This window comes from Hymenobacter sediminis, assembly GCF_003231285.1.
Lineage (GTDB): Bacteria > Bacteroidota > Bacteroidia > Cytophagales > Hymenobacteraceae > Hymenobacter > Hymenobacter sediminis.
The window spans coordinates 226802-243940 of record NZ_QKNS01000008.1; the positions used below are offsets into that span (position 1 = coordinate 226802).

Genomic DNA, 17139 nt, shown 5'->3' on the forward strand with positions numbered 1-17139 from the left:
CCTTTTTCTGTTTCTGTCCGTGAGAGCAGCACGGGCGTTTTACTCCGGCTGGTTTCCCTTACTTTGTTCTGATGATTCGTTTACTACCCCTTCTTGCCGGCGCAACCCTACTGCTGAGCTTGCTACCCCAGGTTAGTCGGGGGCAGGCCGTAATTCAGCCGCTCGGTTCAGAACCAGCGCACGCGGCCCCCGCGGCTCCGGCAGCTCGCCGGCCGGCCGTGCTGAGTCTGCCCTTTTTCGATGATTTCTCGCGCCAGCCCGAGGGTCGCCCGGACGAGCAGCGCTGGCAAACGACTGGGGGTGCCCTGATTAACAACCGCTTCCCACGGCGCCCGCCCACCAAGGGGGTAGCCACCCTCGATGGGTTGAACGAGCTGGGCACCTCGCGGGGGCCTATTTCGTTTATCGGGGCCGGTGACACACTAACCTCCCAGCCCCTGGACCTAAGCGCCCTGACGGCAGCCGACAACGTATTTTTAAGCTTTTTCTGGCAGGCCGGCTCCATCATCGGACCGCCGGAGGCCAGTGGTTCCCGGCCCATTGCGTTGTATGTTGATTTCATGAATCGGGACGAATTATGGCAGCAGGTATGGCAGCTCAACAGCCCCGGCGACACCTCCATCTTCCGGTTTAAATCCCTACCCCTCAATCAGGCCCAATACCTGCACGGCAAATTTCGGTTTCGGTTTCGGGTGAATGGGAGCGTGTACAACAACCGCGACGCCTGGAGCGTGGACTATGTGCGCCTGGACCGCAACCGCACCGCTACTGATTCTACCTTCCGCGACATTGCTACCAGCCGGGCCCTGCCCAGTGCTCTGAAGCGCTACACGGCTATGCCTGTGGCCCAGTTCAATCAAAATGCTACCCAGGAGCTCACAGACCGCACCAGCACTACTGCCAACAACTTTGATGTAGGGCCAGCCCCTACCCCTATCCGCTGGACCGGAACCCTGGAAGTGCTGCCCGGTGGCCCCACCAGCCAGTTCCTGAGCGGTGGGGCTTCCATTGACGCCAACTCCCGCCAGTTGCCTGTGCTGGGAGATATACGCTCAGCCAGCGTGCCTATTACGGCGGCCCCCAAGTTTCTGCGCCAACGTGTGACGCTGCTTACCAACGAAACCAGCCCGCTCACCCAGCCTAACGACACCATTACCCGCATTACAGAGCTTGGCAACTACTTCGCGTATGACGATGGCACTGCCGAGTCCTCGATAAGCCTACCGCCGGCTTCCACCGGCCCCGCCAGTTACCTTGCCCTGCGTTTCGACCTGAACCAGCCCGACCAGATACGAGCCATTCGGCTGTACCCGGTGATGGCCACGGCAGCTGGCCGCGTCATTACCCTCAACATCTGGGATGACGACGGCTCCGGCCGGCCCGCGGCTACCCCAAAAGCCAGTAAATCGTATCAGATTCCGGCTACCCTGCCGGCCGGGCAAACCTTCGTGGAAGTTAAGTTTGATGCGGCGGTGGCAGTTAGCAACCGGTTTTATGCTGGTTACGGGCAGGCCGCTACGCCTCAGTTCGTGGAGTTTGGCTTTGATTTGAACAATGCGCCTCCTCCAGGCTATCTATTGCTAAACTCGCTGGGCACCTGGAGCGTCAACAACACGGCTTCCACTACCCGCCCCGCGGGCGCCTTGATGCTCCGCCCCGTTACGGGCAGCACCATAACGGGCACTACCGCCCCCGCCGAGGTGGCCGCTACCTACCTGCTCTATCCCAACCCTACCCCCGATGGCCGCGTGCGGGTGCAAGGCCGCTACACCCGCGCTACCGCCCTCGATGCGCTGGGCCGAGTAGTGTGGGAGCAGCCCGCCGGGCAACAGGGCCAGGCTGAATTAACCCTGCCGCCCCTGCCAGCTGGCCTGTACTTCGTGCGCCTGACGTTGCCCGACGGAATGCTGGTAACGAAGCGCCTGTCGGTGCTGGCGCGCTAAACATCTGCCGGTTTCTTTCTAACGTTGCAGCAACAGCCAGGCTTACTGCTCCGCTTTTTCCTACCCCTTACTCTCAGCTTTTCCTTTATGACTGACATCACCTCCGCCGAACTGAAAGAGCGCCAGGCCGCTGGCACCGCCCCTACCATCATCGACGTGCGCGAAACCTGGGAAAACGAAGAAAGCCGCATCGACGGCAGCCAGAACATTCCGCTGGGCGAGCTACCCAGCAAGCTCGACGATTTAGAGCACCTCAAGGACCAAGAGGTGGTAGTACATTGCAAAGGCGGTGGGCGCTCGGCTTCGGCCAAAGCTTTCCTGCAGCAAAACGGCTTCCAGAACGTGCGCAACCTAGTAGGCGGCATGCAGGCGTACCAGCAGGCATAGTTTATAATCCCAGAGCATTGGGAAGTCCGGGGGTGTGCCTAGCGCCAACCCCGGACTTTTGTTTTTATACCGTTTCGGCTCTCGATTGGGGGTAGTAAAAAAGCAATGCTTTAGATGCTGGTATGGGTAGTAATCCAACTACGCCATTGGGCGGTTGGGCCTAGTCTCCGCATTACATATCCTGTTTTCCAGGATGCACAAATTTTTATCAGGCTGTAGTTCAGCAATGTATAAACTGTTTTTCTAAATTAATTGTACACAATTAAACATTGCGCAACCATAACTCGTTTATTTGCCTGAAGCTTATGAACAACGAACGCCAGCCTGCTACCCCTAACCCGCTGCTCCAACTGGAAAACCAGTTATGCTTTCCGCTCTACGCCCTGTCGCGGATGATTACGAAGGCCTATCAGCCCTTGCTGCAAGAGCTGGACCTCACGTATCCGCAGTATCTGGTATTTATGCTGCTATGGGAACACCAGGAACTGACCGTGAAGGAATTGGGCGAGAAACTGCTGCTTGATTCCGGCACGCTGACGCCCCTGCTGAAGCGCCTAGAGCAGAAGCAATGGATTACACGCCGCCGCGACCCGCGCGATGAGCGCTCCGTTATCATCGGGCTGCTGCCGGCGGGCCAGGCGCTGCAGGAACGCGCCTGCCGCATCCCGGAAAGCATAGCTGCCCGGCTCAACATGTCGAAAGCCGACTTTGAAACGCTGCGGCGCCAACTCAATACGCTCTTAACTCAACTGGCGTAAGCCAGTCCTTTTTTACTTCTCTTCTTCCCTGTTTTATGAAAATCGAGAAAATCTTCACGGCTCAAGCCAAGGCAAAAGGTGGCCGCGACGGTCAGGTTACTTCCGATGACCAAGTGCTGAACCTAGCGCTGAGCACGCCTAAAGCCATGGGCGGCCCCGGTAAGGCTGGCGCCACTAACCCCGAGCAACTGTTCGCGGCAGGCTACGCAGCCTGCTTTGAGGGCGCCCTGGGGGTAGCCGCTCGTCAGGCTGGCGTGAAGCTGGAAGGCGTGACCGTGGAGGCGTTCATTGGTTTTGGCAAAGCGGAAGACGGCGGCTACGGCATTTCGGCCGATCTGCACGTCAACATTCCCGGCGTAGAGCAGGCCCAGGCCCAGCAGTTGGTAGAAGCCGCCCACGGCATTTGCCCCTACTCGCGCGCTACTAAAGGCAATATTGAGGTAACCCTGCAAGCCACCACCAATCCGGCTTAAGTATCGGCTAACCGATAAAATGCTGTCATCCTGCGTAGAGCATAAGCTCTTCAGTTGCCCAAGCGGTTATATTACCGTCTCCGGGCGCGAAGAGGCTTACTGCCCGCGCAGGATGACAGTTTTCTTTTCCTCACTCCTTTCCGCACCATGCAAAACCAAACCATTCTGCTTGCCAGCCGCCCTACTGGTACGCCTACAGCCGAAAATTTCCGCTTTGAAACCAACGAAGTACCCGCCCTCACCGAAGGCCAGGTGCTGCTGAAAACCCTTTACGTTTCTGTTGACCCTTACATGCGCGGCCGCATGAACGAGGGTAAGTCGTACATACCACCCTTCGAGCTAAATCAGCCCATAGCCGGCGGCGCCGTAGCGGAGGTTATTGATAGCAACCTTTACAGCCTCCCGGTGGGTGCCTTGGTAACCGGCAACCTGCCCTGGCAGCAATACATTGTATCAGAAGGCCAAGGCCTGCAGATTATTTCGCCCGATGAAGCACCGGCCAGCTACTACCTTGGGCTGCTGGGCATGCCCGGCCTTACGGCTTACTTCGGACTGCTTGATATCTGCGAGCCGAAACCCGGCGAAACCGTAGTGGTATCCGGCGCGGCCGGCGCAGTAGGCCTGATCGTGGGCCAGATTGCCAAGATCAAAGGCGCCCGCGTGATTGGCACGGCCGGCTCCGATGAGAAGGTGGCGTACCTGAAAGAGCTGGGCTTCGATGAGGCCATCAATTACAAAACCGCCAACATTCCGGAAGCGTTGGCCGCGGCCGCCCCACATGGGGTTGACTGCTACTTTGACAACGTGGGCGGCCCCATCACGGATGCCGTGTACGACCTGCTCAACAACCACGCTCGCATTGCCCTCTGCGGCCAGATTTCCAGCTACAACGACGCCGAAGCACCTATGGGCCCGCGCCCCGAGGGCAAGCTTTTGAAAACCAGCGCCAAGCTCCAGGGCTTCATCGTCAGCAACTACTACCAGCGCTGGCCCGAAGGCGTAAAGCAGCTCACCAAGTGGTATAAGGAAGGCAAGCTGCGGGCCGAAGAAACTGTCACAGAAGGCTTCGACCAGATTCCGGCGGCCTTTCTGGGCCTGTTCAAGGGCGAAAACACGGGCAAAGCTATTGTGAAAGTAGCTTAACGGAAAAACGCACGAGCTTTGGACAGGCCCGTTGAACGCCGCTGCCTACCCCTATCTGTTGCCTGAATCCTCTCTTTTATACCTACCTTATGTCTGCCATCATTTGCATTACCGCCGAGTGGCGCACCCAGCCGGAGCACGCCGAAACCGTGCGCCAACTGATGCTGCAAGCCGCTGCCGCCGTACGCGCCAACGAGCCGGGCAACCTGCTGTACCTGGCGCACCAGGACCCCAAGGACCCAACGCACTTTCTGTTTTATGAGCAATACGCCGATCAGGCTGCCCTGGAAGCGCACGTAGCCTCGGCTCACTACAAGGAGTTGGTAGCCGGCCAAATGGTGCCGCTGCTCACGGAACGCCACGTATCGGTGTATCACCTGCTGGCATAATTTCTTTCCCTACCCTTCAGACTGACTTCGATGAACATCTTACTAGTGCTGACCTCGCACGACCAATTGGGTAACACGGGCCACAAAACCGGCTTCTGGCTGGAGGAATTTGCGGCTCCTTACTATGTCTTTAAGGACGCTGGCGCGACCCTCACGCTAGCCTCACCCCTGGGCGGACAGCCGCCCCTCGACCCCAAAAGCGACGACCCCAGCGCCCAGACCGAGGCTACGGAGCGTTTCAAGAACGACCCGGAAGCCCAACAGGCGCTGGCTAATACCGTCCGGCTCGATACTATTTCAGCCGCTGATTATGATGCCGTGTTCTACCCCGGTGGCCACGGTCCGCTCTGGGATTTGGCCGAAGATCCCAAGTCGATTGCGCTGATTGAAACCATGTACGCCGCCGGCAAGCCCGTAGCGGCTGTGTGCCACGCGCCCGGCGTGCTGCGCCACGTAAAAGCCCCCAACGGCGAGTTGCTGGTAAAAGGCAAATCGGTGGCAGGCTTCACCAACACCGAGGAAGCGGCCGTACAGCTAACCGATGTGGTGCCTTTCCTGGTGGAAGACATGCTGAAAGAAAGCGGCGCCGACTACTCTAAGCTTGCCGATTGGCAACCCTATGTAGTGCGCTCCGAAAACCTGATTACAGGCCAGAACCCTGCTTCTTCGGAGCCAGCCGCCAAGGAGTTGCTGCAGTTGCTGCAGAAGTAAGCTCCTGCTCATACTCTCCCCAAGACCACGGCCCCGGCCGCTCCTGATTTGAGGAGCGGCCGGGGCCGTGGTTTGTTTTTCTACCCCCGGCCTACCCCTAAACCTTCCGGAAGACAATAGCGCGGGCGATACTTCATTCTTTCTCGGTAGTGGTACCAGCATCCAGCGGCCGGTGCCGGCCAAAGAACAGCGCGTAAAACCCCAGAATGCGCCGTTTTTCTACCAGGAAAAACAGGATGGTACACAGCACCGTGGTAGCCATGATGACGGCAAAGGTGAGGGTTTGAATAGTTGGGCCGCTGGGCACCCCGCGCTGCGAAGGCAGGGTAGCCAGCACGGCTGCACCCAGGCCCTTCGGTATCATCACGCTCATAAAGGCCATATCGAACTGCGGGGTACGGGCATCGGCGGTAGCCAGCACCACCGGAATGCGCACTAGAAACAGCAGCGCCGCCATGCCTACCCCCAGCGCAATCAAGTACCAGTTGTCGAGCACGATGGACATGCCAACGTACACGAAGAAAAAGGTGCGCAGCAAAAACACGATTTCCGCGAAAAAGTCTTTCTCCATGGCCGTTAGCTCGACGTGCTCAGTAGGCTGAGGCAAGAAGCGACGCAGGCGCCGGGGCCGGAGCAGGGTTACGTTGCCGAGCGTGATGCTGAAAAACAGCACCGCAATAGGGCCACTGAACTCGAGCATTTCCACCAAGCCATACAGAATAAAGACGAAGGCTGGGGTAGAAAACCGGGTTTTGAGCAGGGTAGGCACCCGGTTCAGCAGCACCGACCACAGGTACCCGCTTCCTACCCCCGCCAGCACGGCCACCACCAGCGAGGCCAAAATCTGGCTGAAAAGGGTGGCAATATTAAACGACGAGCCCGTGTAAAAACTGATCAGGGCAATGGGTACGGCCAGCGTAAACACGTCGCTCAGCGCCGACTCCATCACCAACGTTGTAGAGGTTTGGGGCAGGATATCAACCTTACGAGCCAGGGTAGTAACCACCGCCGAGGACGTGCCCCCCAGAATGCTGCCCAAAATCAGGGAGCTTAAAAAATCGAGGCCGCCAAACAGCTGCCCCAGGATAGCAACGACCAGCGTCGTGACGATGAAGTTGAGCGTAGTGAGGCCCATAGTACCCCGCAGGGCCGAGCGTAATTGCTCGAAGCGCACTTCCAGGCCACTTTCAAACAGTATGAACACCAGCACCACATTGGAAAACACCCGGCCCGCCTGCCCGAAAGCCGTGGGGTTAATCAGGTGAAAAACCGGGCCCAGCATCATGCCCACGAGCAGCAAGCCCACCACATCCGGAATTTTGGTGCGGTCGAAGAGCTGAGCCAGATAGTGCCCCAGAAATATCAGAAACCCGATAAGAATAATCAGGAGAGGAGTCGTCATGCGCAGAAAAGGAGCTGAATACCAGAGCATACGTGGCCTAAACCAGGTGTGGCTCATACTACCTTCTGGTACGGCTGGGCAGTACCTGAAAGGTTGCAAGCGCCGGCAGGGGTAGCAGAACCGCCCGCTTTTGCGTAAAACTCCTTTTATCCGTCCGCATTTTGCTGCATGCCAACTGCCTCCTACCCCCACTTGCCCCTTAGCCTCAGCGACCGGCTTGCGCTGGAACGCACGCGCCTGGCCAACGAGCGCACCTTTCTGGCCTACCTGCGCACGGGGCTGGCGCTCATCATTGCAGGCTTCTCACTGATCAATTTCTTCCGCGAAAACCTGTATGTGTGGGTGGGCGTGGCGCTGGTACCGCTAGGAATTGGAATGGCCGTTGGGGGCTGGTTTCGGTTCCGGGCCAAGCGCGGCCACATTCAGGCGGCTGTGCAAGTAGAGCACCCCACCGCCTAGAGGCCTACCCCAGCCGCCCGTCGGCGGCGTAGCGCAGTTGCCCCAACTCCACCAGTTCCCGGAGCAGCTGCGTAATAGTGGTGGCCTGCCCTGGTGCAAAGTGGGCCAGCACTTCGCGGGGCGTTTGGGGGGTAGCCTTCACCAGGGAAACCAGTTGGGCGCGCAGATCAGGGGCCGGGGTGGCCTCCTGTTTGGCCTTCTTTTTCGCCAGGCAGAAGTCGCAGACTTGGCAGGCCGGCGCGTCCAGCTCGCCGAAATACTCCAACAACAGCTGCTGGCGGCAGCGCCCCCCGGCGGCATAGCGAATTACGGACTCGGTTTTCTGATAAGCCAGCTCCCGGGCCTGGTTGAGGCGCTTCTGATCCAGCGGTAGCTTGTCGGCATCGAAGCGGGGGGTAGTAAACAGAGCCTGCGGCGAATCGTGCTTGGGCTGGTATTGAATAATGCCGGAGCGGTGCAGGAACACGAGCATCTTGCGCACATCCAGCACACTCAGGCGCAGGTGCTGGGCCAGGTTGTTCTCCGAAATCCGCTGGAAGCCCGCAAACAACTCGCCCCCATTAAAACGCAACAGGCTTTTGATCAACTGGTCGTGCTGCTGGTTGGATACCTGAAAGCGGTACAGGTCGGTGTGGTCGATGGGGATGTGGACGCGGGCGGGGTTGTTCACCGCTTCATTCAGCTGCACAAACCCCTCGCGCTCCAACGTGCGCAGGCTATTATGCGCGTCCAGAGCCTTGATGCGGTATGTTTCCGCGAACTGCTGAATATCAAAGTCGAAGGCTACCAGCTCGCCTCCGCCCACGGCCGTTCGCGAGAAATTAGCCAAGGCTTGGTACACCCGGCGTACGGTGTCCAGCGGGGGGTAGGACTGCTGGGTGCGGCGGCGCAGTTCGGCATCGTCGTTGGGGCCCTGCAGCAGCACGGCAAAGGCGTATTTCTCGTCGCGGCCGGCGCGGCCCGCTTCCTGGTAGTAAGCTTCCAGATTGTCGGGTGCATCAAGGTGCACCACTAGGCGCACGTCGGGCTTATCGATGCCCATCCCGAAGGCGTTGGTGGCCACAATGCAGCGCGTCTTGTTTTGCATCCAGTCTTGTTGGGTGCGGGTGCGCTGCTCGCTGGGCAGCCCGGCGTGGTAGGCGGCGGCGGCCAGACCTTGCTGGCGCAGGTAGGTAGCGGCTTCCTCGGTTTGCCGGCGGGTGCGGGCGTACACAATGCTGGTCTTCTCGGCCCCTACCCCCCGCACTACCTCCAACAGGCGCCGGAGCTTATCCTCTGTGCTCAGCACCGAGTACGATAAGTTAGGCCGCGCGAAGCTCTGCTGAAACACGCGGTGCGAAGCTGCAAACCGTAGCTTCTCCACAATATCCTGGCGCACTTGCTCGGTGGCGGTAGCCGTGAGGGCAATGCAAGGCACGCCGGGCAGCAACTCGCGCAGCTCCTGAATGCGCAGATAAGGCGGGCGGAAATCGTAGCCCCACTGGGAAAGGCAGTGCGCCTCATCCACAGCCAGCAGGCTCACCTTCATCTTGACTACCCGGGCCCGAAACATATCTGTCAATAGTCGCTCGGGGCTTACATACAGAAACTTCACCGGCCCGTACACGCAGTTGTCCAGGGTCTGATCTATTTCCTGGTGGCTCATGCCGGCGTACACGGCTTCGGCCTTAATGCCGCGCTTGCGCAGGTTTTCCACTTGGTCCTTCATCAGGGCAATCAGCGGCGACACTACCACGCAGAGGCCGGGCCGGGCCAGGGCCGGTACCTGAAAGCAGATGCTTTTGCCTCCGCCTGTGGGCAGCAAAGCCAGCGTATCCTGCCCCGCCAATACCGAGCGGATGATGTCTTCCTGCAGGGGCCGGAACTGGGTGTGCCCCCAGGTTTGGCGCAGCACGTGCAGAATATCGTCGGTGGCGGGTAGCAACAGGAATGGGCTTTGATCGGGACTACGAAGGTAGCACCACCCCACCGGAATCAGAAGCGCAGTTTGAGCCGGTGGCCTGTTGCTTCCTACCCCTCGCTCCTTCAGAAATCTAAAACCTGTTGTAATAAAATAAGGGCATATAGATTTATTGCGAATAACCCGTGCTTTTTCCTACCTTCTCAGGCCCATTGGGCGCCACAGACGGCTTGTGCAAACGTGTGGTAACGGCCTTTCCTTTCAAGCACCCTGTGTCTATGAGTCTACTGCTACTTGCTGAAACCCCCTCCTTATCCTTGTACGAGGATGCCAAAAATGGCTGGCTTTATATAGACTGGCAGGGCCACCTCACCCTGCCGGCTATACAGGAAAGCTGCCTGCTGATTTCGCAGTATTTTCTGCAGCGCACCTACATCAAAGCCCTGAACGATAACACCAATGTGCTGAGTATGGACTCCGATGTGTCGCCGTGGCTGGCTAAGGAGTTTTTGCCCTACACGGTGCTAGGGGGCATCCAGTTTATTGCCTGGGTATATTCTCCTAGCATAAGCACCCAGATCAACACTGATATTGCCCTCTTCAACCTTGAGGCGCCGGTAGTAGCTCTGTTTTCTGACACGGCCAGCGCCTGCAGCTGGCTAATGACGGCTCGGTTCCCGACCTCTACTCCCGAAATTCCCCAGACGCATAAGATGCTTCAGGAGCTGCAGGCCCGCCCAGACATAGCTCCCCTCATGGAAACCTTAACCAACCGATTTTCCGGCGCAGCTACCTCCGTGGGCCAGTAAACCCAAACAGCCATGAAAAAAGCCCGCTACCGAATGGCAGCGGGCTTTTGCTATATGGAGTTGGGAGAGGCTTAGGCAGCGGCGGCCTGGCCATTCTCACGGTCATCAATGGCCTTCTTCAGCTTGGCAATAGCCTGAGTGGCGCGCTCTTCGTCCAGACGGTTGATGTTCAACAGCATCTTGGTCTTCTCCGGACGGGTGATAACCGGGTGGTTCAGCAGACGAATAATTTCTTCCTTCTGCGAAGCGGTGGCGTAGGCTGGGGCCGGAGCCTCAGCAGCAGCTGGCTCAGCGGGCACTGCCTTCATGGCCGCCGGGGCCTCCGCAGCTATGGCTACCGGAGTAGCTGCCGGAGCTACTACCATGGCAGGCTGAGCAGCGGGGGTGTTACCACCATACTCCATTTCCTCAGCAGGGGTAGGCTCGTAACCAGCAGCCCGAATAATCCAGGCCAGAATGTTGCGGTATGCCTTACCAATAGCCCGGGTCTGGGCCATGCTCATAATGGCAAACTCCTGGTAAAACTTCTTGCCCTGCTCTTTATTCGAGCAGATAGCAAAGCCCGCACCTACCGTGTGACCCGACTTCATGTCGAACAGGGTCACTTTAGCCTGGTACTTAATTTCCTGCTCAGTAGAAACGTTGATAACATGGTCCACGATGGGCACAATGCCCAGGCGCGAGCCGGCATACTGCCAGCCTTCCACGTTCACAAACTCTTTGCCCTGCACCGTGGTGCTGAGCTTGTTGTCCTTGATGAATTTAGCAAGGTCCGTCGCCAAGTGCAGCGTCTCGTCGGAGCGCGAGATGTCAAAGCTCTCCACTTTAGTCTTACGAACCGGCTCTTTGATGTTCTTAGTTGCTTCGCTCATGGCGTCTTTCCTTTTATGTCCTGTAGTACCGTATTGTGTTACGTGAATATAACCAAGCAGCCCGCTAAAAGGTGCAAAAACGCTGCTTTTTATATGTATTTTTTATCATTGATTATCAATAACTTACAAATATAATTTCCAAATTATTTAGCCAAACCTATTTTTTAGCATTCATCAGCCACAAAAGCTCGCCTTATATAGGCCTTAACCACCCAAACCCGAGGTTATAACTACCCGAATAGTCTGCATCAGGCTGGCTTCCGACAGGCAAGATTCAGGCAGCCACCGGGGGTAGGCGAACAGCACGGGCATCAACCACCAATACACTGGCAAGAATAACCCGTTGCCGCGCTCCGGAAACGCGGCAACTGGCTGCTATGCACGGCTCGGGGCATACCGGGCGCGCGACCGGGTAGCAAAAAAGAGAGGAGCAGCCACTGAGTGGCCGCTCCTCTAATAATCAAAATCTGCTATGTATAGTTCCGCTTCCCTACCCCTCCCAGATGTTGCCATCCTTCATCGTGATTTTGCGGTCAGCCATTTCCGCTAGCTGGTCGTTGTGGGTCACGATAACAAAGGTTTGGCCCAGCTCTTTGCGCAGCAGAAAGAAAATCTGGTGCAGCTCCTGCGCATTCTGGGAATCGAGGTTGCCGCTGGGCTCATCGGCGAAGATGATTTCGGGGGAGTTGATCAGGGCGCGGGCTACGGCCGTGCGCTGCTGCTCACCCCCGCTCATTTCGGAGGGTTTGTGGTCGGCGCGGCGCTCCAGGTTCAGCATCCCAAGCAATTCGCGGGCTCGCACGCGGGTTTCCTTCTCTGAGCGGCCAGCCAGGTAAGCCGGCAGGCATACGTTTTCGAGGGCCGTAAACTCGGGCAGCAGGTTATGAAACTGGAAAATGAAACCGATATGGCGGTTCCGGAATCGGGCCAGATCGGAGCGGCCCAGGGAACTGACCGATTCGCCATCGAAGAGCACTTCCCCGGAGTCGGGGTTGTCCAGCGTGCCCAGAATGTGCAGCAGCGTGCTTTTTCCCGCTCCTGATGAACCAACGATAGACACGATTTCCGATTTTTCAATCGTGAGGTCGATGCCTTTGAGAACTTCCAGCGTGTTGTATTTCTTGCGGACGTTGATGGCTTGCAGCAAAACGGAACCAGGTAAAGTGAGCCGGGGGTACGGGAAACAAATCTACGGAATGTAGCGCGTTGGGGTGACGCCTACCCCCGGAAACTCCTTGAACCTCCACACAGGCCTCGTACGGAAGCCTATTCCGGCACGGTTAGCGGTTTTATGACAGAAATGGTTTTCCTAGGGCACATAACTATTCGCTCATTTTTAGGTTTGTGCAGGTAAAAACTCACACCTGGGAACCGACACTGGTAACTGGCAACGCATTTCTCCCTACTTTCGCGCCTAGTAAACCACCCCCATAACGGACCCATAACTGACCTCTATGAACATTCACGAGTATCAGGGCAAAGACATTCTGAAGCGTTACGGCGTACGCGTGCAGGAAGGCATCGTGGCTGATACGGCCGAAGAAGCCGTCGAAGCTGCCAAAAAGCTGACCGAACAAACCGGCACTAGCTGGCACGTTATCAAAGCTCAGATTCACGCCGGCGGGCGCGGTAAAGGGGGCGGGGTGAAACTCGCCAAAAACCTGGAGCAGGTGAAAGAAATTGCTGGCCAAATCATTGGCATGCAGCTGGTAACCAAGCAAACTGGCGCCGAAGGCCGCAAGGTGCACAAAGTGCTGGTAGCCCAGGACGTGTACTACCCCGGCGAGTCGGAAACCAAGGAATTTTACATGAGCGTGCTGCTGGACCGTGCAACCGGCAAGAACGTTATCATCTATACCACCGAGGGTGGCATGGACATCGAGGAAGTAGCTGAGGCACACCCCGACAAAATCCTGAAGGAGCACATTGACCCCCGCGTAGGTCTGCGCCCTTTCCAGGCAGCTAAAATTGCTTTTAACCTGGGCCTCGAAGGTGCAGCGCAGAAAGAGATGGTGAAGTTCGTAACGGCCCTGTACAAGGCTTACGACGAAACCGACTCGGCCATGTTCGAAATCAACCCTGTGTTGAAGACCTCGGACAATAAGATTCTGGCAGTTGATGCCAAGGTAACCCTCGACGAAAACGCCCTCTACCGTCACAAAGACTTTGTAGAGCTGCGCGATACCAACGAGGAAGATCCGCTGGAAGTGGAAGCTTCGGCCTCGCACCTGAACTATGTGAAGCTCGACGGCAACGTGGGCTGCATGGTAAACGGCGCCGGCCTGGCTATGGCTACCATGGACATCATCAAGTTGAGCGGTGGCGAGCCTGCCAACTTCCTCGACGTAGGGGGTGGAGCTAACGCCCAGACGGTTGAAGCCGGTTTCCGCATCATCCTGAAGGACCCGAACGTGAAGGCCATCCTGATCAACATCTTCGGCGGCATCGTGCGTTGCGACCGGGTTGCTAACGGGGTAGTGGAAGCTTACAAGAACATTGGCACCATCAACGTTCCGATTATCGTGCGTCTGCAGGGCACCAACGCCGAAGAAGGCGCCCGCATCATCGACGAGAGCGGTCTGAAGGTGTACTCGGCGGTACTGCTGAAAGATGCAGCCGAGCGCGTAAAAGAGGTTCTGGCTGAGCAAGGCATTTCGTAAGCTTTTTCCCAGATATTATAGTACATTGTAATGCCCACTCGGTTCACCGGGTGGGCATTTTTGTTCTGTGCGGCACCAACCTGCCGTCGGTTGTTCCCGTTTACAGCAGCTCATCAACGTTCATTGTATGCACAAGAAAACGTTTACGCTTTGCTTATTAGCCATCGGGTTGCTGGGTTTGCCCGGCCGGGTGCAGGCGCAACAGGGAAATGGCGCTACCGCGTCCTACCTCACTACCCTCGACCCAGTTGCCTACCCCTTCCAATTCAGCTCACCTGAATCCGACTACCTCACCCGTTTTCGGGAGATGTACGGGCTTAATGAGGTAATTGCTCAGGAAACCACTGACCTGGGTCGGGCCCGGGCACTTTGCCGATGGGTGCACTTCCGGCTTAGTCACGATGGGCACAAGCGCTTTGAGTCCCAGGACCCATTTGCCATCCTGAAGGCAGCCATGCTGGGCGAGCAAGTGCAATGCGTGGAGTTTGGACTGGTGCTGGCCGCTGCATTCAATGCTGTGGGTATTCCGGCGCGGCCCCTTTACTTGAAGTCAGAAGATGTGCAGACCCGCACCTCGGCGGCCGGCCACGCGCTGGCTGAGGCCTGGCTACCTGATTTGGGCAAATGGGTGATGGTAGACAGCCAGGCTGATATTATTCCGATGCGAGGCACTACCCCCCTCAATGCCCTGGAACTCCAACAGGCCTTGGCAGCCGATGCGCCGGACCTGACTGTGCTAACCTCCACCGAATCGAAAGCTAAACCTTACTTCAAGTGGGTAAATAAGTATTTGTTCTACTTTGATACGGTAATGGATAACCGCTACGGCGTAAAATCGGGGCGCACAGGGCTGATGCTGGTGCCAGTAGGAGCACACAAGCCCGTGATTTTTCAGCGCACCGAAGCCATCCATAACATGCGCTACACGAACTCGGCAGCCACTTTCTACGCCTCTCCTACCGGCACCAACTGGCTAGCTGTTGGCGCAGATGGTGCATCCCGCTGACTAGCCCCCTACCCCCCGTTATAGCATAAAGCCTGACGACCCTAGGGTCGTCAGGCTTTATGTTGCTTTTTGAGTCAGGCAGAAAGCCAAGACCAAGACTTACTGCACGCCGCCCTTTTCGGCCACGCCAGCGTTTTCTTCGGCTTGCACCGGCACAGGCTCACCCTGCACACGCAGTTCTACCTCAATGTTGCCGCGGGTACCTACAGAGTATGGGCAGATTTTATGTGCCTGACGTACCATTTCAATGGTTTTTTCGCGGTCAAACGCTTTCAGATCGACGTCTAGCACCGCCGACAGGCCATACGCTTCACCCTCTTGGAACAGAGAAACCGAGCATTTTACTTCCGTCTGTGGGTCGAGCCGGTCGCCGGCGCGCTGAGCAATTACCAGCAGAGCCTGCTGAAAGCAGGAAGAATAACCCGCTGCAAACAGCTCCTCGGGGTTGGTAGCGCCTTTTTTACCGCCTAACCCTTCTGGCACCGACATATCCAAATCGATGGTGCCAGTGGCCGAGCGTACGTGGCCGCTACGGCCGCCAATAGCCGTTGCATCGGCCGTGTATAAAGTCTTTTTTTCGGAGCTTGCCATACAAGATAGGTTCAGGTGGTGTTGGTATCCGGATTTAACTGTGCTGAGCCGTGGAAGGTTACCTACGGGCAGTATATGATTTTGCGGAAAATGCGGACTTTGGTTTGGCGGCACCGCATTTTCTCTCTAGTTTTGCCACCCACTACACTACCCTGGTGGCGTAGTACAACGGATAGTATGGGAGTCTCCGAAGCTCTTGATCCAGGTTCGATTCCTGGCGCCACCACTCACAAAAGCCCCTCACCTGTAGGCGAGGGGCTTTTGCTTTTAACTGCCCCAGCCTACCACATAGCCCGTCAGCTACCCCTCTTATAAAGCGCAAACCTTCAGGCAATAAAGCTCAGAAGCTCTTGACATATCATCTATTTTATCTTTATTTTTACTCTACTAAGATTTAAGAGAAACGGGCAGCTTTGCAGTGTTAGGTAAACCTGAAAGGTAAATCCTTCTGGGCTGCTACAGAGCCGAGAAATCGGGCAGAAAAGAGCTGCCTGAGCAGAAGTGTAGGAAAGGCGCGGAAGTTTTCACAGGCCGGAGTAGAAGCTGGGGGCTGCTGTTTGGGAAATTCTGCGCGAAAGACAACTCAGCCGGGTGCTGAGCCAGCATTTACCCCTAAGTCGCAGCCACATGCTTATTGAGCAGCTTATTCCGGCGCGCCTGCGCACCCGCCGTCGAGTTCAACCCTTGGCCGCCATGGCGGCCGACCTACCACCCGCTCCCAACTACGGTCTGTTTTACCGGCTCTCCTGGCAGTGGGTCCGGCACCTGCTCACGCATGGCGCTATGCTGATGACGGGAGTGTTTTGTGCTGCGCTGGGCCTGAAGGCCTTTCTGCTGCCGAATGGTTTTATTGATGGAGGTGTTACCGGCATTTCTCTGTTGGTCAGCCAAGTAACGGGCGTTTCCCTGTCCTTACTGATTGTATTTATCAACATCCCATTCATCGTGCTGGGCTACTTCCAGATTGGGCCTCAGTTCGCGCTTAAAACTCTGCTCACCATCTTGACGCTGGCTGGGGTGCTGCTAGTGGTTTCGTTTCCGGCCCTAACCCAGGATAAGCTGCTGATTGCCGTGTTCGGCGGGTTTTTCTTAGGGGCGGGGGTAGGGCTGGCCATGCGGGGCGGGGGTGTGCTCGATGGCACTGAGATTCTGGCGGTTTACATCAGCAAAAAGCTACCGGGCTCTATCGGCGACATCATCCTTGTTATCAATATCATCATTTTCGGAGTGGCGGCTTGGCTGCTGTCCGTGGAAACGGCGCTGTACTCCATTCTGGCGTATCTGTCGGCAGCCAAGACTGTGGATTTTGTTATTGCTGGCATCGAGGAATACACGGGCCTGACCATTATTTCAGTGCAGAGCGAAGCCATTCGGCAGCTAATAACCGATAAAATGCGCCGGGGCGCCACCGTGTATGAGTGCACCCGTGGGTTTGGCTCGCATGGGCATCAGCACCTGCGCATCGAGGCCATTTTCACGGTAGTAACGCGCTTGGAGGTGATTCATCTCACCGACGAGATTCGGAAGCTAGATCCCCACGCCTTTATCGTGATGCAGTGCGTCAGCGACATCCGGGGCGGGCTGGTTAAGAAACGCCCCCTGCACTAAGCGGCGCACCCCTACCCCACCGGGCCAG

17 protein-coding genes and 1 tRNA gene are annotated in these 17139 nt (G+C 57.1%); 13 read left to right on the plus strand and 5 right to left on the minus strand.

Annotation, left to right across the window (positions count from 1 at the left end; translation table 11 throughout):
• Window positions 1–71: 71 nt before the first annotated feature.
• From DNI29_RS20195 to DNI29_RS20225, 7 genes are all read left to right on the plus strand, one after another.
• Window positions 72–1943 carry a T9SS type A sorting domain-containing protein gene (locus DNI29_RS20195; RefSeq protein WP_110979945.1) on the plus strand — a complete coding sequence of 624 codons (1872 nt, stop codon included), beginning with the start codon at window positions 72–74 and terminating at the stop codon, window positions 1941–1943.
• 87 nt (window positions 1944–2030) lie between these two features.
• The gene (locus tag DNI29_RS20200; protein ID WP_110980008.1) at window positions 2031–2330 is read left to right on the plus strand and encodes a rhodanese-like domain-containing protein; all 300 of its coding nucleotides are present in this window, start codon (window positions 2031–2033) and stop codon (window positions 2328–2330) included.
• 305 nt (window positions 2331–2635) lie between these two features.
• A complete protein-coding gene (locus tag DNI29_RS20205) occupies window positions 2636–3088 on the plus strand; it encodes a MarR family winged helix-turn-helix transcriptional regulator (RefSeq protein WP_110980009.1) in 453 nt (150 codons plus the stop codon).
• Window positions 3089–3123: 35 nt separating this feature from the next.
• The gene (locus DNI29_RS20210) at window positions 3124–3561 is read left to right on the plus strand and encodes an organic hydroperoxide resistance protein (protein ID WP_110979946.1); all 438 of its coding nucleotides are present in this window, start codon (window positions 3124–3126) and stop codon (window positions 3559–3561) included.
• A gap of 147 nt (window positions 3562–3708) precedes the next feature.
• Window positions 3709–4704, plus strand: a complete 996-nt coding sequence (locus DNI29_RS20215; RefSeq protein ID WP_110979947.1) for an NADP-dependent oxidoreductase — start codon at window positions 3709–3711, stop codon at window positions 4702–4704.
• A gap of 89 nt (window positions 4705–4793) precedes the next feature.
• Window positions 4794–5093: a putative quinol monooxygenase gene (locus tag DNI29_RS20220; RefSeq protein WP_110979948.1), complete on the plus strand. Its 300-nt coding sequence runs from the start codon at window positions 4794–4796 to the stop codon at window positions 5091–5093.
• A gap of 30 nt (window positions 5094–5123) precedes the next feature.
• Window positions 5124–5804: a type 1 glutamine amidotransferase domain-containing protein gene (locus DNI29_RS20225; RefSeq protein WP_110979949.1), complete on the plus strand. Its 681-nt coding sequence runs from the start codon at window positions 5124–5126 to the stop codon at window positions 5802–5804.
• A gap of 133 nt (window positions 5805–5937) precedes the next feature.
• On the opposite strand, the gene DNI29_RS20230 is transcribed toward DNI29_RS20225, so the two are convergent.
• Complete coding sequence (locus DNI29_RS20230) at window positions 5938–7206, minus strand: cation:proton antiporter (protein ID WP_162303680.1); 1269 nt, start codon at window positions 7204–7206, stop codon at window positions 5938–5940.
• A 168-nt stretch (window positions 7207–7374) separates the two neighbouring features.
• Here DNI29_RS20230 and DNI29_RS20235 point away from each other — a divergent pair, with 168 nt between their 5' ends.
• Window positions 7375–7665 (plus strand): DUF202 domain-containing protein, encoded by a 291-nt coding sequence (locus DNI29_RS20235; RefSeq protein ID WP_110979951.1) that lies wholly within the window; start codon window positions 7375–7377, stop codon window positions 7663–7665.
• Window positions 7666–7669: 4 nt separating this feature from the next.
• Here the strand turns inward: DNI29_RS20235 and DNI29_RS20240 are convergent, their stop codons facing one another.
• Window positions 7670–9589 carry a RecQ family ATP-dependent DNA helicase gene (locus DNI29_RS20240; protein ID WP_238388159.1) on the minus strand — a complete coding sequence of 640 codons (1920 nt, stop codon included), beginning with the start codon at window positions 9587–9589 and terminating at the stop codon, window positions 7670–7672.
• Window positions 9590–9843: 254 nt separating this feature from the next.
• Here DNI29_RS20240 and DNI29_RS20245 point away from each other — a divergent pair, with 254 nt between their 5' ends.
• Window positions 9844–10374 (plus strand): hypothetical protein, encoded by a 531-nt coding sequence (locus DNI29_RS20245; protein WP_123823343.1) that lies wholly within the window; start codon window positions 9844–9846, stop codon window positions 10372–10374.
• A gap of 71 nt (window positions 10375–10445) precedes the next feature.
• On the opposite strand, the gene DNI29_RS20250 is transcribed toward DNI29_RS20245, so the two are convergent.
• A complete protein-coding gene (locus tag DNI29_RS20250; protein WP_110979953.1) occupies window positions 10446–11246 on the minus strand; it encodes a hypothetical protein in 801 nt (266 codons plus the stop codon).
• Window positions 11247–11736: 490 nt separating this feature from the next.
• Window positions 11737–12393, minus strand: coding sequence for an ABC transporter ATP-binding protein (locus DNI29_RS20255; protein ID WP_110979954.1), 657 nt, complete (start codon window positions 12391–12393; stop codon window positions 11737–11739).
• Between the two features lie 307 nt (window positions 12394–12700).
• Here DNI29_RS20255 and sucC point away from each other — a divergent pair, with 307 nt between their 5' ends.
• Together sucC and DNI29_RS20265 are read left to right on the plus strand one after the other, a co-directional pair.
• The gene (sucC, locus tag DNI29_RS20260; protein WP_110979955.1) at window positions 12701–13906 is read left to right on the plus strand and encodes an ADP-forming succinate--CoA ligase subunit beta; all 1206 of its coding nucleotides are present in this window, start codon (window positions 12701–12703) and stop codon (window positions 13904–13906) included.
• A gap of 127 nt (window positions 13907–14033) precedes the next feature.
• The gene (locus DNI29_RS20265; protein WP_110979956.1) at window positions 14034–14912 is read left to right on the plus strand and encodes a transglutaminase-like domain-containing protein; all 879 of its coding nucleotides are present in this window, start codon (window positions 14034–14036) and stop codon (window positions 14910–14912) included.
• A gap of 99 nt (window positions 14913–15011) precedes the next feature.
• On the opposite strand, the gene DNI29_RS20270 is transcribed toward DNI29_RS20265, so the two are convergent.
• Window positions 15012–15503: an organic hydroperoxide resistance protein gene (locus DNI29_RS20270; protein WP_110979957.1), complete on the minus strand. Its 492-nt coding sequence runs from the start codon at window positions 15501–15503 to the stop codon at window positions 15012–15014.
• A gap of 154 nt (window positions 15504–15657) precedes the next feature.
• On the opposite strand from DNI29_RS20270, the gene DNI29_RS20275 reads away from it, so the two are divergent.
• Window positions 15658–15729: transfer RNA gene (locus DNI29_RS20275), tRNA-Arg, on the plus strand.
• Between the two features lie 401 nt (window positions 15730–16130).
• Window positions 16131–17111, plus strand: a complete 981-nt coding sequence (locus tag DNI29_RS20280; protein ID WP_238388160.1) for a YitT family protein — start codon at window positions 16131–16133, stop codon at window positions 17109–17111.
• Window positions 17112–17139 lie beyond the last annotated feature (28 nt).